The organism is Pseudomonas sp. P8_229, assembly GCF_034008635.1.
Lineage (GTDB): Bacteria > Pseudomonadota > Gammaproteobacteria > Pseudomonadales > Pseudomonadaceae > Aquipseudomonas.
The window spans coordinates 1,579,493-1,598,301 of record NZ_CP125378.1 but is presented as its reverse complement, the minus strand read 5'-3'; the positions used below and the strand labels follow the sequence as shown (position 1 = coordinate 1,598,301).

The 18,809-nt window shown below is 60.1% G+C and carries 17 protein-coding genes; 8 read left to right on the top strand and 9 right to left on the bottom strand.

The annotated features are described in order from the left end of the window. Window positions 1-68: 68 nt before the first annotated feature. From nth to metG, 7 genes are all read right to left on the bottom strand, one after another. On the bottom strand, window positions 69-707 hold the full coding sequence (gene nth, locus QMK55_RS07175) for an endonuclease III (RefSeq protein WP_320328944.1): 639 nt from the start codon (window positions 705-707) through the stop codon (window positions 69-71). Next, window positions 704-1,285, bottom strand: coding sequence for an Rnf-Nqr domain containing protein (locus QMK55_RS07170; protein WP_320328943.1), 582 nt, complete (start codon window positions 1,283-1,285; stop codon window positions 704-706). The genes nth and QMK55_RS07170 overlap by 4 nt, the downstream gene beginning before the upstream one ends. Next, window positions 1,282-1,887, bottom strand: a complete 606-nt coding sequence (locus QMK55_RS07165) for an RnfABCDGE type electron transport complex subunit G (RefSeq protein WP_102354954.1) — start codon at window positions 1,885-1,887, stop codon at window positions 1,282-1,284. The genes QMK55_RS07170 and QMK55_RS07165 overlap by 4 nt, the downstream gene beginning before the upstream one ends. Further along, entirely contained in the window at window positions 1,884-2,867 is a 984-nt protein-coding gene (locus QMK55_RS07160) for an RnfABCDGE type electron transport complex subunit D (protein ID WP_320328942.1), read from the bottom strand. Before QMK55_RS07160 ends, QMK55_RS07165 begins: the two co-directional genes overlap by 4 nt. Continuing rightward, a complete protein-coding gene (gene rsxB, locus QMK55_RS07155) occupies window positions 2,854-4,074 on the bottom strand; it encodes an electron transport complex subunit RsxB (protein WP_320328941.1) in 1,221 nt (406 codons plus the stop codon). Before rsxB ends, QMK55_RS07160 begins: the two co-directional genes overlap by 14 nt. Further along, window positions 4,071-4,640 (bottom strand): electron transport complex protein RnfA, encoded by a 570-nt coding sequence (locus QMK55_RS07150; RefSeq protein WP_102354957.1) that lies wholly within the window; start codon window positions 4,638-4,640, stop codon window positions 4,071-4,073. The genes rsxB and QMK55_RS07150 overlap by 4 nt, the downstream gene beginning before the upstream one ends. A 114-nt stretch (window positions 4,641-4,754) precedes the next feature. Further along, window positions 4,755-6,806, bottom strand: a complete 2,052-nt coding sequence (gene metG / locus QMK55_RS07145) for a methionine--tRNA ligase (protein ID WP_102354958.1) — start codon at window positions 6,804-6,806, stop codon at window positions 4,755-4,757. 322 nt (window positions 6,807-7,128) lie between these two features. Between metG and apbC the strand changes: the two genes are divergently transcribed. Further along, window positions 7,129-8,223 (top strand): iron-sulfur cluster carrier protein ApbC, encoded by a 1,095-nt coding sequence (gene apbC / locus QMK55_RS07140; protein ID WP_102354959.1) that lies wholly within the window; start codon window positions 7,129-7,131, stop codon window positions 8,221-8,223. Window positions 8,224-9,178: 955 nt separating this feature from the next. On the opposite strand, the gene QMK55_RS07135 is transcribed toward apbC, so the two are convergent. Continuing rightward, complete coding sequence (locus tag QMK55_RS07135; RefSeq protein ID WP_016773416.1) at window positions 9,179-9,937, bottom strand: SDR family oxidoreductase; 759 nt, start codon at window positions 9,935-9,937, stop codon at window positions 9,179-9,181. A gap of 164 nt (window positions 9,938-10,101) precedes the next feature. Between QMK55_RS07135 and QMK55_RS07130 the strand changes: the two genes are divergently transcribed. The 4 genes from QMK55_RS07130 to groL all read left to right on the top strand — a co-directional run bounded on the left by QMK55_RS07130 (window position 10,102) and on the right by groL (window position 13,624). Continuing rightward, window positions 10,102-10,833 carry a HugZ family protein gene (locus tag QMK55_RS07130; protein ID WP_320328940.1) on the top strand — a complete coding sequence of 244 codons (732 nt, stop codon included), beginning with the start codon at window positions 10,102-10,104 and terminating at the stop codon, window positions 10,831-10,833. 65 nt (window positions 10,834-10,898) lie between these two features. Then, complete coding sequence (locus QMK55_RS07125; protein WP_102354961.1) at window positions 10,899-11,375, top strand: FxsA family protein; 477 nt, start codon at window positions 10,899-10,901, stop codon at window positions 11,373-11,375. Between the two features lie 259 nt (window positions 11,376-11,634). Then, complete coding sequence (locus tag QMK55_RS07120; protein ID WP_003227685.1) at window positions 11,635-11,928, top strand: co-chaperone GroES; 294 nt, start codon at window positions 11,635-11,637, stop codon at window positions 11,926-11,928. Window positions 11,929-11,977: 49 nt separating this feature from the next. Next, window positions 11,978-13,624 (top strand): chaperonin GroEL, encoded by a 1,647-nt coding sequence (gene groL, locus QMK55_RS07115; protein ID WP_102354962.1) that lies wholly within the window; start codon window positions 11,978-11,980, stop codon window positions 13,622-13,624. A gap of 261 nt (window positions 13,625-13,885) precedes the next feature. Here the strand turns inward: groL and QMK55_RS07110 are convergent, their stop codons facing one another. Next, window positions 13,886-15,835 (bottom strand): LTA synthase family protein, encoded by a 1,950-nt coding sequence (locus tag QMK55_RS07110; RefSeq protein WP_102354963.1) that lies wholly within the window; start codon window positions 15,833-15,835, stop codon window positions 13,886-13,888. Between the two features lie 203 nt (window positions 15,836-16,038). On the opposite strand from QMK55_RS07110, the gene QMK55_RS07105 reads away from it, so the two are divergent. The 3 genes from QMK55_RS07105 to QMK55_RS07095 all read left to right on the top strand — a co-directional run bounded on the left by QMK55_RS07105 (window position 16,039) and on the right by QMK55_RS07095 (window position 18,806). Then, window positions 16,039-16,722 (top strand): response regulator transcription factor, encoded by a 684-nt coding sequence (locus tag QMK55_RS07105; RefSeq protein ID WP_025111688.1) that lies wholly within the window; start codon window positions 16,039-16,041, stop codon window positions 16,720-16,722. Continuing rightward, window positions 16,712-17,986 carry a HAMP domain-containing sensor histidine kinase gene (locus QMK55_RS07100; protein WP_320328939.1) on the top strand — a complete coding sequence of 425 codons (1,275 nt, stop codon included), beginning with the start codon at window positions 16,712-16,714 and terminating at the stop codon, window positions 17,984-17,986. The genes QMK55_RS07105 and QMK55_RS07100 overlap by 11 nt, the downstream gene beginning before the upstream one ends. A gap of 151 nt (window positions 17,987-18,137) precedes the next feature. Next, window positions 18,138-18,806, top strand: a complete 669-nt coding sequence (locus QMK55_RS07095; protein ID WP_102354965.1) for a class I SAM-dependent methyltransferase — start codon at window positions 18,138-18,140, stop codon at window positions 18,804-18,806. Window positions 18,807-18,809 lie beyond the last annotated feature (3 nt).

Sequence of the window (18,809 nt, the reverse complement as noted above, 5' to 3'; positions counted from 1 at the left end):
ATATCGATATTCCTGCTGCGGGTAAAAAAGATTTTTTCAATCGACGAATCAATAATTCCAATAGCCACTCAATCGTCCGAGGTTTTGTGTTTGTACTCACACAAATCTTCGATCCGACAGCTGCCACAGCGCGGCTTGCGGGCGAGGCACACGTAGCGACCGTGCAGAATCAACCAGTGGTGAGAATCCAGCAGGTAGTCTTTAGGAACAAACTTCATCAACTTCTTTTCCACCTCGAGCACATTTTTACCTGAGGCGATGCCGGTGCGGTTGCTCACGCGAAAAATGTGCGTGTCGACCGCCATGGTCAACTGGCGAAACGCGGTGTTGAGCACCACGTTGGCGGTCTTGCGGCCCACACCGGGCAGGGCTTCCAGCTCTTCACGGGTTTGCGGGATCTCACCATTGTGCAACTCGACCAGCATGCGGCAGGTCTCGATCACGTTCTTGGCTTTGCTGTTGTAGAGGCCGATGGTCTTGATGTATTCGGACAGCCCTTCGACGCCCAGCGCATGGATCGCTGCCGGGGTATTGGCAACCGGGAACAGTTTGGCCGTGGCCTTGTTGACGCCGACGTCAGTCGACTGCGCCGACAGAATCACCGCTATCAGCAATTCGAAGGGCGAGGAGTAGGCCAGTTCGGTTTTCGGCTCGGGATTGTCTTCATGCAGTCGACGAAAAATCTCAAGGCGTTTTGCGGCATTCATGGGTGATGTGTTTCCTTGGAGAGAGCGTTCGAGCGAGTCCATGCCTGGCGGGCAGCCAGCAGCAGTCCCAGTAATATGAGCGCGCCGGGAACCAGTGTGACCAGGTGCAGCCCTTCGTTGAACAGGATCAGACCTTGCCAGTGCTCTGACAGACCACGACCGAGATGGCCCTGACCGAACAGCTCACGCAAAACCGCCAGCATCAGTAGCAGTCCACTCGACAGGCCAAAAAACTTCAGGCGTTCGGTTAGCGCCTGACGAAAGAATCCATTGTATTCCAGCACCACGCACTGCAAGGCGATCAGCCCGGCATAGAGGCCGAGTGTCTGGTGCCACTGCAACGCCCAGCGCTGCGCGAGGATATTCGCGCAACTGGTCAGGGTGGCGGCCAGCAGCAAGCTGGCCAGCAACGCGGCGCTGTCATGCAGTCGTGAACGCAGTGGAGCGATACACACCGCGTAAATCGTCACGACAACGCTCGACATCAACAGCATCCCCAGCGCGCCGGCCAGTGTGGTGCTGGTGCCCAACAACAGCGCCAGCATCAAGGCGTTGCCCGGATTCGTCGGCCGCTTCATGGTGCGATCCCCAGCAAGGTTGACCGGTGCTCATCAAAGTAGCGCAGGGCGTCATGGATGGCATCGACGGTGGCACGGGAAGTGATGGTTGCGCCCGCCAACTGGTCGAACTGTCCCTGATCCTTTTTCAATGCCCAGCCCGCATCATCGGGTGCACTGCCAGATTTTCCGGAAAAACCTGCCAGCCAGTTGTTCGGCCAGTCGCCGACGTGCCCGCCGAGCGCCGGCGTTTCGTTTTGCCGCAGGGTTTTAACGCCCAGCAGTCTGCCATTGGTATCAATGGCGATCAGCAATTCGATAGCGCCGGCATACCCCTCGGTCTGCGTACGCAACAACACCGCCACCGGTTGCCCGGCTTTGCTGGCGCGGTAAGCACCCAGCAGCGTGCTGCGGCGCAACGTCGTGTCAACCAACGCCAGCGGTTGCTCCAGGGGCTGATTGTCGTAAGCGTCGGCGGTGAGTACATCCAGCAGTTTGCGACTGTCGAGCAGGTGTTGCTCGATGGCAATCTGCGGCGCACTGGCGCGTTGCACCCCATAGACCAGGCCGAGACCGGCAGCGGCTATCAGCGCCAGCGTGATGACCGAGGTCGCGCGGTTCATGGGGTCACCCGTGCCTGGCGGGCAGCGGCGAAGCGTTCCAGCGCCGGCACACAGAGATTCATCAGCAACACGGCAAACGCAACGCCGTCCGGGTAGCCGCCCCATGTGCGGATCAGGTAGGTCAGCAAGCCGACACCGACGCCGAACAGCAGTCGGGCCAACGGGCTTTTTGCGCCGGACACCGGTTCGGTAATGATGAAGAACGCGCCGAGCATGGTCGCTCCACTCAGCAGATGAAACAGCGGCGAGCCATGGGAGTCGGAACCCGAGCCGTTCCAAAAGAGCAGGCTGACGACAAACAGGCTGACCAACATGCCGACGGGTGCTTGCCAGCCAATCACCCGGCGTTGCAACAGCAACAGCCCCCCGGCGAGAAACGCCAGATTGACCCACTCAACGCCGCGTCCGCCGAAATGCCCGAACGCCGGGCTGGCGGCGAACAGCTCATCCATCGTCAGGCTTTTGTTGATGCGCAGGCTGTCCAGCGCCGTGGCCTGGACCCAGGCGTCCGGCGCCTGACCCGGGTTGAAAACCTGTTCAAACGCTGCCAGCAGATTCATGCCGTGCGCGGGCCAGTGCGTCATCGGTTGCGGGAACAGCACCATCACCAGCGCAAAGCCGAGCATGGCCGGATTGAACGGATTCTTGCCGATGCCACCGTACAGGTGTTTGCCGAACAGCAGGCCCGAAGCGATCGCGATAACGGTCAACCACCACGGGCAATAAGGCGGCAGGGCCGCCGCCAACAGGGTGGCGCTGACCAGTGCGCTGCCGTCGCTCAGCGTCGGTTGCAGCGGCTGTCGGCGCAGGCGGGTGACGCCTGCCTCGACGAGTAACGCGGTGCTCGCCGCCAGAAGCAGATTGATCAACACGCCCCAGCCGTACAGCCAGAACAACGCCAGCAGCCCCGGCAGCGTGGCGAGCAGCACCTGTTTCATCGCCTGTTGCAGGCGATCATCCGGTGCGTCACGGGGCGACATGGTCGTGTACCTGACGCTCGGCGTCGTGCAGACGGGCGCGGGCCTTGTCGAGGACTTCGCTCGGTGTGTCGGCGCGGCGTTCGAGTTTGCTCAGGTCGGCGCGGGCGTAGGCCAGTTCGGTTTTCAACTGGCGCAGTTGGCTGTCGATCGGACGTTTTTCCACGCGCATGAGGTCAGGTGCCGGCTGCTCACTGGCGGCTTCGGCAGCGTGAAGCGCCTGCTCGGCGTCACGCAAGGCCTGTTCCAGCGTGGCGATCTGCTCCGGCGGCGCCTCGGCGGTCTGGGCCTTTTTCAGTTCGGCGCGGCGCATGGCCAGCTGGATTTTTGCTCGTTTCAGGTCCGCGTCTTTCGCCGGAGCCGGAGCCGGGGTCGCAGTTGCTGGTGCGCTGGGGGCGCTGCTTTCGAGTTTTGCCAACGCCTGTTCGGCAGCTTCGAACTGCTGTTGCAATACAATCAGTTGCGACTGCTGTTCGAACGTCGGTGGATGGCCGAAGGCTTTCAGCGATTTGTGCAACTGCGCGCGGCTCATGGCGACATCAATCCTGGCTTTTTTCAGCGCCGCGTCGGCGGTCGCGGCTTTCTGCGCGCGCACGCGTTCCAGGGCCGCCTGTACCGGATCGAGGGTTGCCACAGCCGGTTGCGCTGCACGTTGCGCCCGGGCTTCGCGCTCAGCCTGTTTCTGTTGTTCTTCGCGTTGCAGGCGGGCGTTGCGTCGTTCGAAGCGCTGGCGAGCATGGTCACGTTTGGCGGTGCGCGCGCGTTGCTCTTCCAGGCTGGACGCCAGACCGCCGACCACCGGCAAGGTGCCGAGCGGCAGCGGATGCATCTCGATGCAATCGACCGGGCAGGGCGCCACGCACAGGTCGCAACCGGTACATTCGTCGATCAGCACGGTGTGCATCAGTTTCGCGGCGCCGACGATGGCATCGATCGGGCAGGCCTGAATGCACTTGGTGCAGCCGATGCACTCGGCTTCGCGGATGTAGGCTACTTGTGGCGGTGCCGAACCCCGGCTGATGTCCAGCTCCAGCACCGGCACATTCAACAGCTCAGCCAGGGCGGCAATGGTTTCGTCGCCGCCCGGTGGGCATTTGTTGATCGGTTCGCCGTCGACGATGCCTTGCGCATAGGGCTTGCAGCCGGGGTGACCGCATTTGCCGCATTGGGTCTGCGGCAGGAGGGCATCGATGAGTTGAATCAGACTCATGTTTTGATCAGTCCACTGAATCCGAGAAAAATCACTGCGATCAGTCCGGCGCCGATCAGATCGATCGGCAGGCCGCGAAAGGGCAGGGGAATGTCGTTGTCGGCCGTGCGCTCACGCAAATCGCGGAACAGGCTCAGCACCAGCCAGAAACCCAGCCCGGCGCCGATGCTCAGCGCCGTTGCCTGCAACAAGCCTCGATCATTTTGCGCATTGATCAAGGCCAGGCCCAGCACGCCGGCATTGCCCAGCAACAGCGGCCACAGTCCGTCGAAGGGCCAGTCAGGCAGCCAGCGCGCCAGCAGTTTCAGCATCGGCGCGATCAGCAACACGCTGAGCGGCAGGAACACAAACAGGTGCAGTGCCTGCAGTTGCAACGGCACCAGCAGCCAATGCCAGATCGCGTGACCGGTAACGCCCGTCACCAGCATCAGGCACGATGTCGCCAGCCCCAACGCATGCACCTGGCGGCGGCTGCCGGCCAACAACGGATCGACGCCCAGCGGCCAGTGCAACACGAAGTTGTTGAGCAGGGCGGCACTGATCAGCGTAAGCGCAAGTTCGGTCATGGTTCTGCCAGCGAAACGGGCGAGTGTCTCTTAAGGTTAGGCATTATCCGGCCAGATATGAAAAATCCCACAGGCCTGCGGAACATGCCTGTGGGATCGTTTTACCGCTGGGCCTTACTTGATGCGTTGACCCGGCTTGGCGCCGCTGTCCGGGCTCAGCAGGTAGATTTCTTCACCGCCGGGACCGGCGGCCATCACCATGCCTTCGGAGATGCCGAACTTCATTTTTCGTGGCTTGAGGTTGGCGATCATCATGGTCAGGCGACCGTCGAGCTTGGACGGGTCCGGGTAAGCGCTCTTGATCCCGGAGAACACGTTGCGTTGCTCGTCACCGATGTCCAGCGTCAGGCGCAGCAGCTTGTCGGCGCCTTCCACGTGCTCGGCCTTGACGATCAGGGCGACGCGCAGGTCGATGGCGGCAAAAGCGTCGAAGTCGATTTCCGGCGACAGCGGATCCTTGGCCAGTTCGCCGTTGCCCGCAGGTGCGGCAGCGCCGGTGTCGGTCTGGCTGGCGGTCAGGTCTTCTTTCGAGGCGTCGCTCATGGCTTGTACTTTTACCGGGTCGATGCGGGTCATCAACGGCTTGAATTCGTTCAACTGGTGGTTGGCCAGCAGCGTGGTGTGGTCGTTCCAGGTCAGCGGGGCGACGTTGAGGAACGCCTCCGCATCGGCGGCCAGCAGCGGCAGCACCGGTTTGAGGAAGATCACCAGTTGGCGGAACAGGTTGATGGCGGTGGCACAGATCGCCTGGACTTCATCCTGTTTGCCTTCCTGCTTGTTCAACGACCATGGGGCCTTGTCGGCGATCCACGCGTTGGCGCGGTCGGCCAGGGCCATGGTTTCACGCATGGCGCGGGCAAAGTCGCGGGCTTCATAGGCGTCGGCAATGCCTGGCGCAGCCGCGAGGAAAGCCTCGGTCAACTCTGGCGCGGCATTGTTGTCGACCAGCAGGCCGCCGTTACCTTTCTGGATGAAACCGGCGCAACGGCTGGCGATGTTGACCACTTTGCCGACCAGGTCGGAGTTGACCTTCTGCACGAAGTCTTCGAGGTTCAGGTCGAGGTCATCGACGCCACGGCCCAGTTTGGCCGCGTAGTAGTAGCGCAGGTATTCCGGCGACAGGTGATCCAGGTAAGTACGGGCCTTGATGAAAGTACCGCGGGACTTGGACATCTTCTGGCCGTTGACCGTCAGGTAGCCGTGCACGTTGATCCCGGTAGGCTTGCGGAAGCCGGCGCCTTCGAGCATGGCTGGCCAGAACAGGGCGTGGAAGTTGACGATGTCCTTGCCGATGAAGTGGTACAGCTCGGCGGTGGAGTCCTTGCCCCAGAACGCGTCGAAGTCCAGCTCCGGCGTGCGGTTGCACAGGTTCTTGAAGCTCGCCATGTAGCCGATCGGCGCGTCCAGCCACACGTAGAAATATTTGCCTGGCTCGTCCGGGATCTCGAAACCGAAGTACGGCGCATCGCGGGAGATGTCCCACTGCTGCAGGCCGGCATCCAGCCACTCGGCGATCTTGTTGGCAACGGCGTCCTGCAGGGTGCCGCTGCGGGTCCAGGTCTGCAGCATCTGCTGGAAGTCCGGGAGCTTGAAGAAGAAGTGCTGGGAATCCTTGAGCACCGGGGTGGCGCCGGAGATGGCCGACTTCGGATCCTTCAGATCGGTCGGGGCGTAGGTCGCGCCGCATTTTTCGCAGTTGTCGCCGTACTGGTCTTCGGTGCCGCATTTCGGGCAGGTGCCCTTGATGAAGCGGTCGGCCAGGAACATTTTCTTTTCCGGGTCGAAATACTGGGTGATCGAGCGCTGGGCGATGTGCCCGGCGTCACGCAGCTTGAGGTAGATCTGACTCGACAGCTCACGGTTTTCTTCAGCGTGAGTGGAGTGGAAGTTGTCGAAATCAACGAGGAACTCGGCAAAGTCGGCGCTGTGTTCAGCCTGCACGTTGGCGATCAGTTGTTCCGGGGTGATGCCTTCTTTTTCCGCGCGCAGCATGATCGCCGAACCGTGGGCGTCGTCGGCGCAGACATAGATGCACTGGTTGCCGCGATGCTTCTGGAAGCGCACCCACATATCGGTCTGGATGTATTCCAGCATATGGCCAAGGTGAATCGAACCGTTGGCGTAGGGCAGGGCGCTGGTGACGAGGATCTTGCGTGGTTCGGACATGTGGGGCTTCGCTACTTGATGAAACGGAGGTCGGCCACTATAAAGCGCCGGCGCATATTTTTCACCCCTGTGCCGCTGCCTACTTTGAGAGCATTTGTGGCGAGGGGATTCATCCCCGATGGGTGGCGAAGCCGCCCCCAAACCAGATGTCAGGGCCTATCAGACACACCGCGGGTGATGGTTTTGCGACTGCTTCGCAGCTGATCGGGGATAAAACCCCTCGCCACAGGGGTTAACGGGCTCAAGTAATCAGTTCGCCACAAATCTGCGTCCAGCGTACGATACCCGCCATCTTTTCCCAGTCTTGTTATCGGAGTTGCCCATGAGCGCCGTCACTCGCGCAGCGGTGGAAGCCGTCCTCAGCCAATACACCGACCCTTACCTGAACCAGGACCCGGTCAGCGCCGGATGCGTGAAGAACATCGAGATCGATGGCGACCGCGTCAAGGTTCAGCTGGAAATCGGCTACGCCGCCGGTCTGTTCAAGAGCGGCTGGGCGCAATTGCTGCAACTGGCCATCGAGAATATCGATGGCGTGGTCATTGCCAAGGTCGAGGTCAATAGCGTGATCGCTGCGCACAAGGCCCAGGCGCAGATTCCGGGGCTGGCCAACGTCAAGAACGTGGTCGCCGTGGCGTCCGGCAAGGGTGGTGTGGGCAAGTCGACCACCGCCGCCAACCTCGCGCTGGCCCTGGCCCGCGAAGGCGCCAAGGTGGGGATTCTCGATGCCGATATCTATGGCCCGAGCCAGGGCATCATGTTCGGCATCCCCGAGCGCACCCGTCCTGAGGTCAAGGACCAGAAGTGGTTCGTGCCGCTCAAGGCCCACGGTGTCGAAGTCATGTCGATGGCGTTCCTGACCGACGACAACACGCCGATGGTCTGGCGTGGGCCGATGGTCTCCGGCGCGTTGCTGCAACTGGTCACGCAAACCGCGTGGGGCGATCTGGACTATCTGGTGATCGACATGCCGCCAGGCACCGGCGACATCCAACTGACCCTGGCGCAGAAAGTCCCGGTGGCCGGCGCCGTGATCGTCACCACCCCGCAGGATCTGGCGTTGCTGGACGCACGCAAAGGCGTGGAAATGTTCCGCAAGGTCAACATTCCGGTGCTGGGCGTGGTGGAAAACATGGCGGTGCACATCTGCTCGAACTGCGGTCATGCCGAGCATCTGTTCGGTGAGGGCGGTGGTGAGAAGCTGGCGACTCAGTACGGCGTCGAACTGCTGGCCTCGCTGCCGCTGTCGATGCTGATCCGCGAACAGGCCGATGGCGGCAAGCCGACGGTGATCGCCGAGCCGGACAGCCAGATCGCCATGGTCTACCAGGAACTGGCCCGCCATGTCGGCGCGCGGATTGTGTTGCAGGAAGCGGCGACGCCGGCGATGCCGAATATCACCATCAGCGACGATTGATTAGCTGACTGAATGCAATCCATCGTGGGAGCGGGCTTGCTCGCGAATGCGGTGCGTCATTCAACCCATCAGTTGTCTGATCCACCGCCTTCGCGAGCAAGCCCGCTCCCACAGTTGTTTTGTGGTGACGCTGCTAGATGCGCAACCCGCCATCCATCTCCAGAATCCGCCCGGTGTAGTGATTGATCACCATCAGCGACGATTGATTAGCTGACTGAATGCAATCCATTGTGGGAGCGGGCTTGCTCGCGAATGCGGTGCGTCATTCAACCCATCAGTTGTCTGATCCACCGCATTCGCGAGCAAGCCCGCTCCCACAGTTGTTTTGTGGTGACGCTTCTAGATCCGCAACCCGCCATCCATCTCCAGAATCCGCCCGGTGTAGTGATTGATCACCATCAGCGACGATTGATTAGCTGACTGAATGCAATCCATTGTGGGAGCGGGCTTGCTCGCGAATGCGGTGTGTCATTCAACCCATCAGTTGTCTGATCCACCGCATTCGCGAGCAAGCCCGCTCCCACAGTTGTTTTGTGGTGACGCTGCTAGATGCGCAACCCGCCATCCATCTCCAGAATCCGCCCGGTGTAGTGATTGATCACCATCAGCGACGATTGATTAGCTGACTGAATGCAATCCATTGTGGGAGCGGGCTTGCTCGCGAATGCGGTGCGTCATTCAACCCATCAGTTGTCTGATCCACCGCATTCGCGAGCAAGCCCGCTCCCACAGTTGTTTTGTGGTGACGCTTCTAGATCCGCAACCCGCCATCCATCTCCAGAATCCGCCCGGTGTAGTGATTGATCACCATCAGCGACGATTGATTAGCTGACTGAATGCAATCCATTGTGGGAGCGGGCTTGCTCGCGAATGCGGTGTGTCATTCAACCCATCAGTTGTCTGATCCACCGCATTCGCGAGCAAGCCCGCTCCCACAGTTGTTTGTGGTGACGCTCTAGATCCGCAACCCGCCATCCATCTCCAGAATTCGCCCGGTGTAATAGTCGTTTTCGAAAATATACGCCGCCGAATGGGCGATCTCTTCCGGTTTGCCCATGCGCTTGAGCGGAATCCCCGACGTCATCTTCTCCAGCGCTTCGGGCTTCATGCCCAGGGTCATCTCGGTCTCGATGAAGCCCGGCGCGATACCCGCCACACGAATGCCATAGCGTGCCAGCTCTTTGGCCCAGGTCACGGTCGCCGCAGCAACACCGGCCTTGGCCGCGGAATAGTTGGTCTGGCCAACGTTACCGGCGCGCGAGATCGACGAGATATTGATGATCGCGCCACTGTTCTTCAGCTCGACCATTTTCGCCGCGACTTCCCGGGTGCACAGGAACACGCCGGTCAGGTTGACGTCGATTACCGCCTGCCACTGGGCCAGGCTCATCTTGGTCATTTCGCCGTCCTTGACCTTGAGCAGCAGGCCGTCACGCAGGATCCCGGCGTTGTTGATCAGGCCATGGATCGCGCCAAAGTCTTCGGCCACCTGGGCGACCATGTGCTCAACCTGTTCTTCATTGGCCACGTTGCACAGATAGCTGCGCGCCTCGACACCCTTGGCCTTGCAGGCGGCTACCGCGTCGTCGAGTTTTTCCTGATTCAGGTCCACCAGGGCCAGCTTCGCGCCTTTGCCGGCGAAATACTCGGCCATGGAACGGCCCAAACCCTGGCAACCGCCGGTGATAATGATTACTTTGTCGTTGAGTTGCATTCGCATGCCCCGATAGCCGGTCTGAGTGGTTTTTGTTATTGGCGCCGCTCGATCTGCAGCGGGTGTGGCCCGATTGCACATGCGCATTGCCCGATGGCGTGACCGGGACTTATCCCCAGGCGCCTGTCCGTTTTTTCGACGGATTCTATATAAGGAGTCATAAATTGAGCGTTGAAGCGGCCAAGAATGCCCGAGAATTGCTTCTCAAGGAATACCGTGGCGTATTGTCCACCCACTCCAAATCGATGCCCGGCTTCCCGTTTGGCTCCGTGGTTCCCTATTGCCTGGACGAGCAGGGCCGCCCGCTGATCCTGATCAGCCGCATCGCCCAGCACACCCATAACCTGCAAAAGGACGCGAAATGTTCGCTGCTGGTCGGCGAACGCGAGGCCGATGACGTTCAAGCCGTTGGTCGCCTGACCTATCTGGCCGAAGCGCAAAAGCTCGAGGATCCGCTCGCCATTGAAGCTGCCGCCGAGCGTTATTACCGTTATTTCCCCGATTCGCAGAACTATCACAAGGCCCATGACTTCGACTTCTGGGTGCTCAATCCGGTGCGTCATCGCTACATCGGCGGTTTCGGTGCGATTCACTGGGTCGATCAACTGACACTGGCCAACCCGTTCGCCGGCAAGGCCGAGATCAGCATGGTCGAGCACATGAACAGCGATCATGCCAAAGCCATTGCGCACTACGTGGAATTGACCGGCCTGCCGCAAACCGTGCCGGCACAACTGGCCGGGATCGACAGCGAAGGCATGCACCTGCGCATCGGTCAGGCGCTGTACTGGTTGCCGTTTCAAGCGCCTTGTCATACGCCGATACAAGTGCGCGAAGCCTTGGTTTCTCTGGCTCACGCCGAGGTCTGGCCAAAAAATGCAGTGGCCGACGCTTGAATTCACGAAAGGGCGACGTCATCTAATGCTTACTGCAAGGCATTTCTTGCGTTGAGGAATCTTTGATGCGCCCTTTTTTGTTGCTCTTTCTGCTGTTTCCGGTGCTGGAGCTGTTCGTATTCGTCAAAGTGGCAGGGGCTATCGGGTTTTTCCCGGCCCTGCTGCTGATCATTCTCGGCTCGATGTTCGGCGTGTTCGTGCTGCGCGTCGCCGGACTGGCCACGGCACTGCGTGCCCGTGAAAGCCTGAACCGCGGTGAACTGCCCGCGCAGACCATGCTTGAAGGCCTGATGCTGGCACTGGCCGGCGGCCTGTTGATCCTGCCGGGCTTCGTCAGCGACGTGGTCGGTCTGGTGATGCTGTTGCCGTTCAGCCGTCGTCTGCTGGCAAACAAAATGCGCCAGCGTGCTGAAGAACAAGCGATTCGTCAGCGTGCGTTCGCCGACGACCTGCAACCCCGCGGCGGTCCTGCACCGCGCCAGCCTCTGGGCCGCGAGGGTGATGTGATCGAAGGCGAGTTCGAACATCGCGACAGCAAGTAACCCCTGCATCGACACGGCACCTTCGGGTGCCGTTTCTTTATGCGCGGCATTCAAGGGGCAAATCGATGAAAAATTTTCTGCCCCCGCCCTTGTAATAAGCTTATGCGCCCTTATGTATCGGTCACCGAAAGGTTTCCGACATTTGAGTCGGACAGACTTCCGCGGCTCGCTCGACGAACCGCAACCGGCGCAGGCCGGATTTGTTAAACCCGCCGGGACTACACCGGCCGATGAAAACCACAATTAGGAGAGATCGACAATGAAGCTTCGTCCTCTGCATGACCGCGTCGTCATCCGTCGCAGCGAAGAAGAAAAGAAAACCGCTGGCGGTATCGTCCTGCCAGGTTCGGCTGCTGAAAAAGCCAACCACGGTGTGATCGTCGCTGCTGGCCCGGGCAAGACCCTGGAAAACGGTGAAGTGCGTGCGCTGGCCGTTAAAGTCGGCGACAAGGTTGTGTTCGGTCCTTACTCCGGCAGCAACACTGTGAAAGTCGACGGCGAAGACCTGCTGGTAATGGCTGAGAACGAGATTCTCGCTGTACTGGAAGGCTGATTTCCCGCTCATTTTCCCGCTACTACAAAGTATTTAAGGAATATCGATCATGGCTGCTAAAGAAGTTAAGTTCGGCGATGCCGCCCGCTCCAAGATGCTCAAAGGCGTCAACGTTCTGGCTGACGCGGTAAAAGCGACCCTGGGCCCGAAAGGCCGTAACGTGATCCTCGAGAAGAGCTTCGGCGCTCCGACCATCACCAAGGACGGCGTTTCCGTCGCCAAAGAAATCGAACTCGAAGATCGTTTCGAAAACATGGGCGCGCAGCTGGTCAAAGACGTTGCCTCCCGTGCCAACGATGACGCTGGTGACGGTACTACCACCGCTACCGTTCTGGCTCAGTCGATTGTCAACGAAGGCCTGAAAGCCGTCGCTGCCGGCATGAACCCGATGGACCTCAAGCGCGGTATCGACAAAGCGACCATCGCGATCGTCAAAGAGCTGAAAGCCCTGTCCAAGCCATGCGCTGACACCAAGGCAATCGCTCAGGTCGGCACCATCTCCGCCAACTCCGACAGCTCCATCGGCGACATCATTGCCGAAGCCATGGAAAAAGTCGGTAAAGAAGGCGTGATCACCGTTGAAGAAGGCACTGGCCTGGAAAACGAACTGTCGGTTGTAGAAGGCATGCAGTTCGACCGTGGCTACCTGTCCCCGTACTTCGTCAACAAGCCGGAAACCATGGTTGCCGAACTGGACAACCCACTGGTGCTGCTGGTCGACAAAAAGATCTCGAACATCCGCGAAATGCTGCCAGTGCTGGAAGCCGTTGCCAAAGCCGGCCGTCCACTGCTGATCGTTTCCGAAGACGTTGAAGGCGAAGCCCTGGCGACTCTGGTAGTGAACAACATGCGTGGCATCGTCAAAGTCGCAGCCGTGAAGGCTCCTGGCTTCGGCGACCGTCGCAAGGCCATGCTGCAGGACATCGCTGTTCTGACCGGCGGTACCGTTATCTCCGAAGAGATCGGCCTGAGCCTGGAAGCAGCTACCCTGGAAAACCTCGGCAGCGCCAAGCGTGTGACCATCTCCAAGGAAAACACCATCATCGTTGACGGTGCTGGCGTTGCAGGCGACATCGAATCGCGTATCGCTCAGATCCGCGCCCAGGTTGCTGAAACTTCCTCGGACTACGACCGTGAAAAACTGCAAGAGCGTCTGGCCAAACTGTCCGGCGGCGTTGCAGTGATCAAGGTTGGCGCTGGTTCCGAAGTAGAAATGAAAGAGAAGAAGGCCCGCGTTGAAGACGCCCTGCACGCTACCCGTGCAGCCGTTGAAGAAGGCGTGGTACCTGGCGGTGGCGTTGCGCTGATCCGTGCTCTGGAAGCCCTGACCGAACTGACCGGCGACAACGCTGACCAGAACGTCGGTATCGCTGTACTGCGTCGCGCTGTTGAAGCGCCGCTGCGTCAGATCGCTGCCAACTCCGGTGACGAGCCAAGCGTAGTCGTCAACGAAGTGAAGAACGGCAAAGGTAACTTCGGTTACAACGCTGCTTCCGGCGAATACGGCGACATGATCGAAATGGGCATCCTGGACCCAACCAAGGTAACCCGTTCCGCTCTGCAAGCTGCAGCCTCGATCGGCGGTCTGATCCTGACCACCGAAGCCGCTGTTGCTGACGCGCCGAAGAAAGACGGCGGTGCTGGCGGCGGTATGCCAGACATGGGCGGCATGGGTGGCATGGGCGGCATGATGTAAGCCAGCCTTACCCCTGTAACGAAAAAACCCGCCTGCGATGAGCAGGCGGGTTTTTTTATTGCCCGGATTTCAGGCTTCACACCGTCCCCCTGTGGGAGCGAGCCTGCTCGCGAAAGCAATCCACCCGTCACCACTGCTGTGACAGATACAGCGCATTCGCTAGCAGGTTCGCTCCCACAGGGCGATCTGTGTTTCCTGCACTAACCGGTTGCGCAAAAAAAAACGCCCCGGTGCATCAGCCCGGGGCGTTTCTATTAACGGTTACTGTTCGCTGACCTGCGCCGTGTTGTCCTTCGCAGGCTTCCAGCTCAACAGCTGCTGTTTGAAGCCATAACTGGCGGTCTGATAATAGGTGATCGCGCGGGTGATCAGCGGGTCGTCACTGGTAACCCGTGATTCGCGGCTTTCGGTCAGCGCATCGTCATGCCGGCGCAAGCCCTGGCGCGGACTGAGAATCGCCAGATCCTTGCCATCGAACAGACCCAGATGCTGATAGTTGCCGACTACCACGCGCGGTGGCAGCGGGTTGTCCAGCAACAGGTTGCGGCCGAAGAACGTCGAGGTGTAGTCCAGATTCAGCAAGCCCAGCAGCGTCGGGGCGAGGTCGATCTGGCTGGCCAGTTGCGCGCTCTCGCGTGCCTCGATCATTCTCGGCGCGTAGATGAACAGCGGGATCTGATAGTTGGCGATCGGCAAGTCTTCTTTGCCGGCGCTGCCAGCGGTGTGGTCGGCGACGAAGATGAAGATCGTGTTGTCGAACCACGGTTTCTGGCGGGCCTGCTCAAGGAACTGACCAATCGCGTAATCGGTGTACTTCACCGCACCATCACGGCCGTTGCCGGATTTGATGTCGATCCGGTTGTCCGGATAGGTGTAAGGACGATGGTTGGACGTGGTCATCAACTGCAGCAGGAACGGTTGCTGCTTGGCGTAATCGGCGTCCGCCAGCTTCAGGGTCTGGCGATACAGATCCTCGTCGGCCATGCCCCAGGCGTTCTTGAAGTGGATTTCGGCTTCATCGACGCTGCTCTGGTCGACGACGCGATAGCCGTTGCCGCTGAAGAACGCGTTCATGTTGTCGAAGTAACCGCGTCCGCCGTAGACGAACACACTGTCATAACCCACGGCGCTCAGCTGTTGGCCAAGGCTGGCGAAACCGCTTTCACGGCCGATGCGCTTGACGATCGAGCGACCCGGCGTCGGCGGGATGGCCAGGGTGATCGCTTCCAGGCCACGGTCGGTGCGGGTGCCGGTGGCGTAGAAGTTGTTGAAGTACAGGCTCTGCTTGCGCAAGGCGTCGAGGTTCGGCGTCAGGTTGCGACCGTCACCGTTGCTGCCCAGGTACTTGGCGCTCAGGCTTTCGATGGTCACCAGCACAATGTTCGGTTTACGCGCAGTACCGGGGTTGTCGATCACCCGGCGGATGTCCTGCGGGTCCTGGCCGATGAAGCGAGCGTTGCTTTCACTCAGCTCGGCACGGATCTCACCGGCGACTTTTTCCGCTGGCAGGCTCTTGTAGAACTGGGCGTAGTCCAGCTCATTGTTACGGAACGCGGCGAAGAACTGATACGGGCCGTTGCTGGCCAGTTCGTTCTGGTAAGCGTTGCCGCCCTGGGCGCGAGGTGCGTCCTGGCTGAGCAGTTGCAGGCTCAAACCGGCGACGATCAACAGGCCCAGTGCATTCAGCAGCCGTGCGCGCAGCGGTGGCAGCGGGGCATTCATGGCCGCATTGAATGGTTTGCGCAGGGCGAAACTGATCACCACGGCCAGCACCGCGAGGAGGCTCAGCAGTTTACCGATCGGGTACGACTCGAGGACGTTGTTCAGCACTTCGTCGGAATACACCAGGTAATCGACGGCGATGAAGTTGAAGCGCACGCCGAACTCGTCCCAGAACAGCCATTCGGCCACCGCCACGAACAGCATCGCGAACAGGCTGATGGTCAGCAGGGCGCGCAGGAACCCGCGATGCCCGCGACGCCGCCACAGGCCCGGCGGGCAGAGCAGCAGGTACAGGCCCATCGGCAGCGCCGCGTAAGCCAGGAACCCCAGGTCATAGAGCGCGCCGATGCCGAACACGGAGAGGGCGAAGCCACCGGCTTCATCCAGGTGAGTCAGCAGCAATACCGCTCGGGTGAGGAGAAAAATGACCAGCCAGGCGCCGGTGATAAGCAGCAGAAAGCGCATGGGCGCTGTCTTGAAAGGGTCCATTGTTTCGTTTTCCTTATATCAATGGCGCGCGAGTGTCGCGGCGCCACTGTAATCAGGTTGTGAATCGATAGTGAAAACTTTGTTAAATATTTAATTTTTTTGGACAAATCGACCTGCGCGCTTGCCGGCCCTAGCCCTGAACCGGCGTTGGCCTTAAGCTGCGCGGGCCAAGACGGCCGTTACTGTGTACGGAGGAAATGCCAATGCGAATTCTATTGGTCGAAGACAACCGCGATATCCTGGCCAACCTGGCCGATTACCTGGGGCTCAAAGGCTATACCGTCGATTGTGCCCAGGACGGCTTGTCGGGCCTGCATCTGGCCGCCACCGAGCATTACGACCTGATCGTGCTCGACATCATGTTGCCCGGGATCGACGGCTACACCCTGTGCAAACGCCTGCGTGAAGACGCCCGGCGCGACACCCCGGTGATCATGCTCACCGCCCGCGATCAACTGGACGACCGCCTGCAGGGCTTCAAGTCCGGGGCCGACGATTACCTGGTCAAACCGTTTGCCCTGTCCGAACTGGCAGCGCGAGTGGAGGCCGTGATGCGCCGCACTCAGGGTGGCGGACGCCGTGCGCTGCAGGTCGGTGATCTGACCTACGACCTCGATACTCTGGAGGTGACCCGCGAGGGCAAGCTGCTCAAACTCAACCCGGTCGGCCTGAAACTGCTGGCGGTATTGATGCAGAAGAGTCCTCACGTGCTGCGTCGGGAAATTCTCGAGGAAGCGCTGTGGGGCGATGACTGTCCGGACAGCGACAGCTTGCGCAGCCACGTCCACCAATTGCGTCAGGTGATTGACAAGCCATTCGCCAAACCGTTGCTGCAAACCGTGCACGGTGTGGGTTACCGCCTGGCCGAGGGGCGTGATGGAGTTTAAGCAAAGCCTTTCCCAGCGGATCATCATCGCCTTTGCGCTGATGAGTGCACTGGTGGCCGGGGCCTTCGCCATGGGCATTGTGGCGACCGTGCATCTGGTGGAGGAGAAACTGATTTCGGCGGGACTGGGCGGCGACCTGCAGCGTCTGCTGCTGATGGACAATGTCTCGGACTGGAGCCATCGCCCGGAACCGGACCAGTTGTTTTATTTCAGCGGCGGCCCGGGTGATTTCGAGCTGCCCAAGGACCTGCGTCACCTCGATGCGGGCTTCCACGAAGTGTTCCGCGAACAACTGTCGTATCACGCGATGGTCGAGATCGTCGACGGTCGCCGCTATGTGTTGCTGCAGGATCAAAGCGATTTCGAAGAGCGCGAACGCGTGCTGTTCGCCGTGGTGCTGGTGGGCTTCGTGCTCAGTCTGGCGCTGGCGGTGTTTCTCGGCTGGGTGTTGGCGCGCAAGGTCATGGCGCCGGTGGTGCGACTGGCGCGGCAAGTGCGGCACCGCGATCAACTGCTGGGGCTGGCGCCGCCGTTGGCACCGGACTATGCGGCTGACGAAGTCGGCGAACTGGCAGTGGCGTTCGATGCCACGCTCGGGCGCCTGCGTCAGGCGCTGACCCGCGAGCGGCTATTCACCAGCGACGTCAGCCATGAACTGCGTACACCGTTGATGGTGTTGGCCAGTTCCTGCGAATTGCTTTTGGAAAACCCGGGACTGGATCAACGCGGCCGGGCCCAGGTCGAGCGTATCGCCCGTGCCAGCCAGGAAATGCGCGAGCTGGTGCAGACCTTCCTGATGCTCGCCCGCGCCCAGCGTGAAGACGCCGGTTCCGCGCCGCAGCAGAACATCGCCAGAGTGGCCGATGGGCTGTTGAGTCTCTGGCGCGAACCAATCGAGTCCAAAGGACTGCGCCTGATGTTCGAGCCGGGCAATCCGCCGGACACCTGCTTCAACGCCACCCTGCTCGGCGCCGTCATGGGCAACCTGCTGCGCAATGCCTGCCACTACACCGAACAGGGGTTCATTCGCCTGACACTCAACGACAACGGATTCGTCGTCGAAGACTCGGGCGTCGGGATTCCCGAGGAGAAACGCGAAGCCATGTTCCAGCCCTTCGTGCGCGGCAATGAAAAGCGCGGCGAAGGCCTTGGGCTGGGCTTGTCGCTGGTGCAGCGGATCTGCGAGAACCAGGGCTGGGAAGTAACCTTGAGCACTATGGAACCGAATGGCTGCCGCTTCGAAGTGACGCTGGGGCTGCGCTGAGCCCCATTGATGGCCCCGCGCTATTGCTTTCCCTGTGTAAAACCCTGTAATAGATTGCCGGTTTACCTGACGTTTTTTTCACAAAGGGACGACCTGACGCTGACATGCCACTACCTATGGTAGGGGTATCAGTAATTCAGGAGCCCTGAAGATGAGCAGACCGATCAAGCTCGATTTTTCCGAAAAGTATGATGACCAGCATGCGCAAAAATATTTGCGCAAGCATCAGGACGGTCTTGGTCGTCGGTTGTCTCATTGGCGGGACGAGCAGGTGGCTCGCAAGGCGCTGACCCTGGCCGGTGAGCCTGGTTTGGTCCTGGACCTGCCGTGCGGAGCAGGGCGTTTCTGGCCGTTGCTGGCGGAAAAGCCCAACCGGGTGATCATCGGCGCGGACAATTCCGAATCGATGATCAAGACCGCGATGCAATCGCAACCGGCCGACGTAGTGAAACGGGTACAACCTTTGCACACGTCAGCGTTCGACATTGCCTTGCCGGATAACGCCGTCGACAGCATTTTCTGCATGCGTTTATTGCATCACATCGGTGAAGCCGAGCATCGGCGGGCGATTTTGCGCGAATTCGAGCGCGTCACTCGCGACAGCGTCATCATTTCGTTGTGGGTCGACGGTAATTTCAAGGCCTGGAAACGCAAGCGGGCCGAGAAACGTCGCGGGCAGGAAGGTTACCAGAACCGGTTTGTGTTACCGGCTGTGACAGTAGAAAAGGAATTCGAAGAAGCAGGTTTTCGCATTCAGGAACAACTGGACTTTATTCCGCTCTATGCCATGTGGCGGGTTTACGTATTACGCAAGAGGTAACAG

What these genes read in the sequence shown, in the direction of transcription:
- nth (WP_320328944.1), bottom strand. Translation starts at nt 707, where the DNA reads ATGAATGCCGCAAAACGCCTTGAGATTTTTCGTCGACTGCATGAAGAC.
- QMK55_RS07170 (WP_320328943.1), bottom strand. Translation starts at nt 1,285, where the DNA reads ATGAAGCGGCCGACGAATCCGGGCAACGCCTTGATGCTGGCGCTGTTG.
- QMK55_RS07165 (WP_102354954.1), bottom strand. Translation starts at nt 1,887, where the DNA reads ATGAACCGCGCGACCTCGGTCATCACGCTGGCGCTGATAGCCGCTGCC.
- QMK55_RS07160 (WP_320328942.1), bottom strand. Translation starts at nt 2,867, where the DNA reads ATGTCGCCCCGTGACGCACCGGATGATCGCCTGCAACAGGCGATGAAA.
- rsxB (WP_320328941.1), bottom strand. Translation starts at nt 4,074, where the DNA reads ATGAGTCTGATTCAACTCATCGATGCCCTCCTGCCGCAGACCCAATGC.
- QMK55_RS07150 (WP_102354957.1), bottom strand. Translation starts at nt 4,640, where the DNA reads ATGACCGAACTTGCGCTTACGCTGATCAGTGCCGCCCTGCTCAACAAC.
- metG (WP_102354958.1), bottom strand. Translation starts at nt 6,806, where the DNA reads ATGTCCGAACCACGCAAGATCCTCGTCACCAGCGCCCTGCCCTACGCC.
- apbC (WP_102354959.1), top strand. Translation starts at nt 7,129, where the DNA reads ATGAGCGCCGTCACTCGCGCAGCGGTGGAAGCCGTCCTCAGCCAATAC.
- QMK55_RS07135 (WP_016773416.1), bottom strand. Translation starts at nt 9,937, where the DNA reads ATGCAACTCAACGACAAAGTAATCATTATCACCGGCGGTTGCCAGGGT.
- QMK55_RS07125 (WP_102354961.1), top strand. Translation starts at nt 10,899, where the DNA reads ATGCGCCCTTTTTTGTTGCTCTTTCTGCTGTTTCCGGTGCTGGAGCTG.
- QMK55_RS07120 (WP_003227685.1), top strand. Translation starts at nt 11,635, where the DNA reads ATGAAGCTTCGTCCTCTGCATGACCGCGTCGTCATCCGTCGCAGCGAA.
- groL (WP_102354962.1), top strand. Translation starts at nt 11,978, where the DNA reads ATGGCTGCTAAAGAAGTTAAGTTCGGCGATGCCGCCCGCTCCAAGATG.
- QMK55_RS07110 (WP_102354963.1), bottom strand. Translation starts at nt 15,835, where the DNA reads ATGGACCCTTTCAAGACAGCGCCCATGCGCTTTCTGCTGCTTATCACC.
- QMK55_RS07105 (WP_025111688.1), top strand. Translation starts at nt 16,039, where the DNA reads ATGCGAATTCTATTGGTCGAAGACAACCGCGATATCCTGGCCAACCTG.
- QMK55_RS07100 (WP_320328939.1), top strand. Translation starts at nt 16,712, where the DNA reads ATGGAGTTTAAGCAAAGCCTTTCCCAGCGGATCATCATCGCCTTTGCG.
- QMK55_RS07095 (WP_102354965.1), top strand. Translation starts at nt 18,138, where the DNA reads ATGAGCAGACCGATCAAGCTCGATTTTTCCGAAAAGTATGATGACCAG.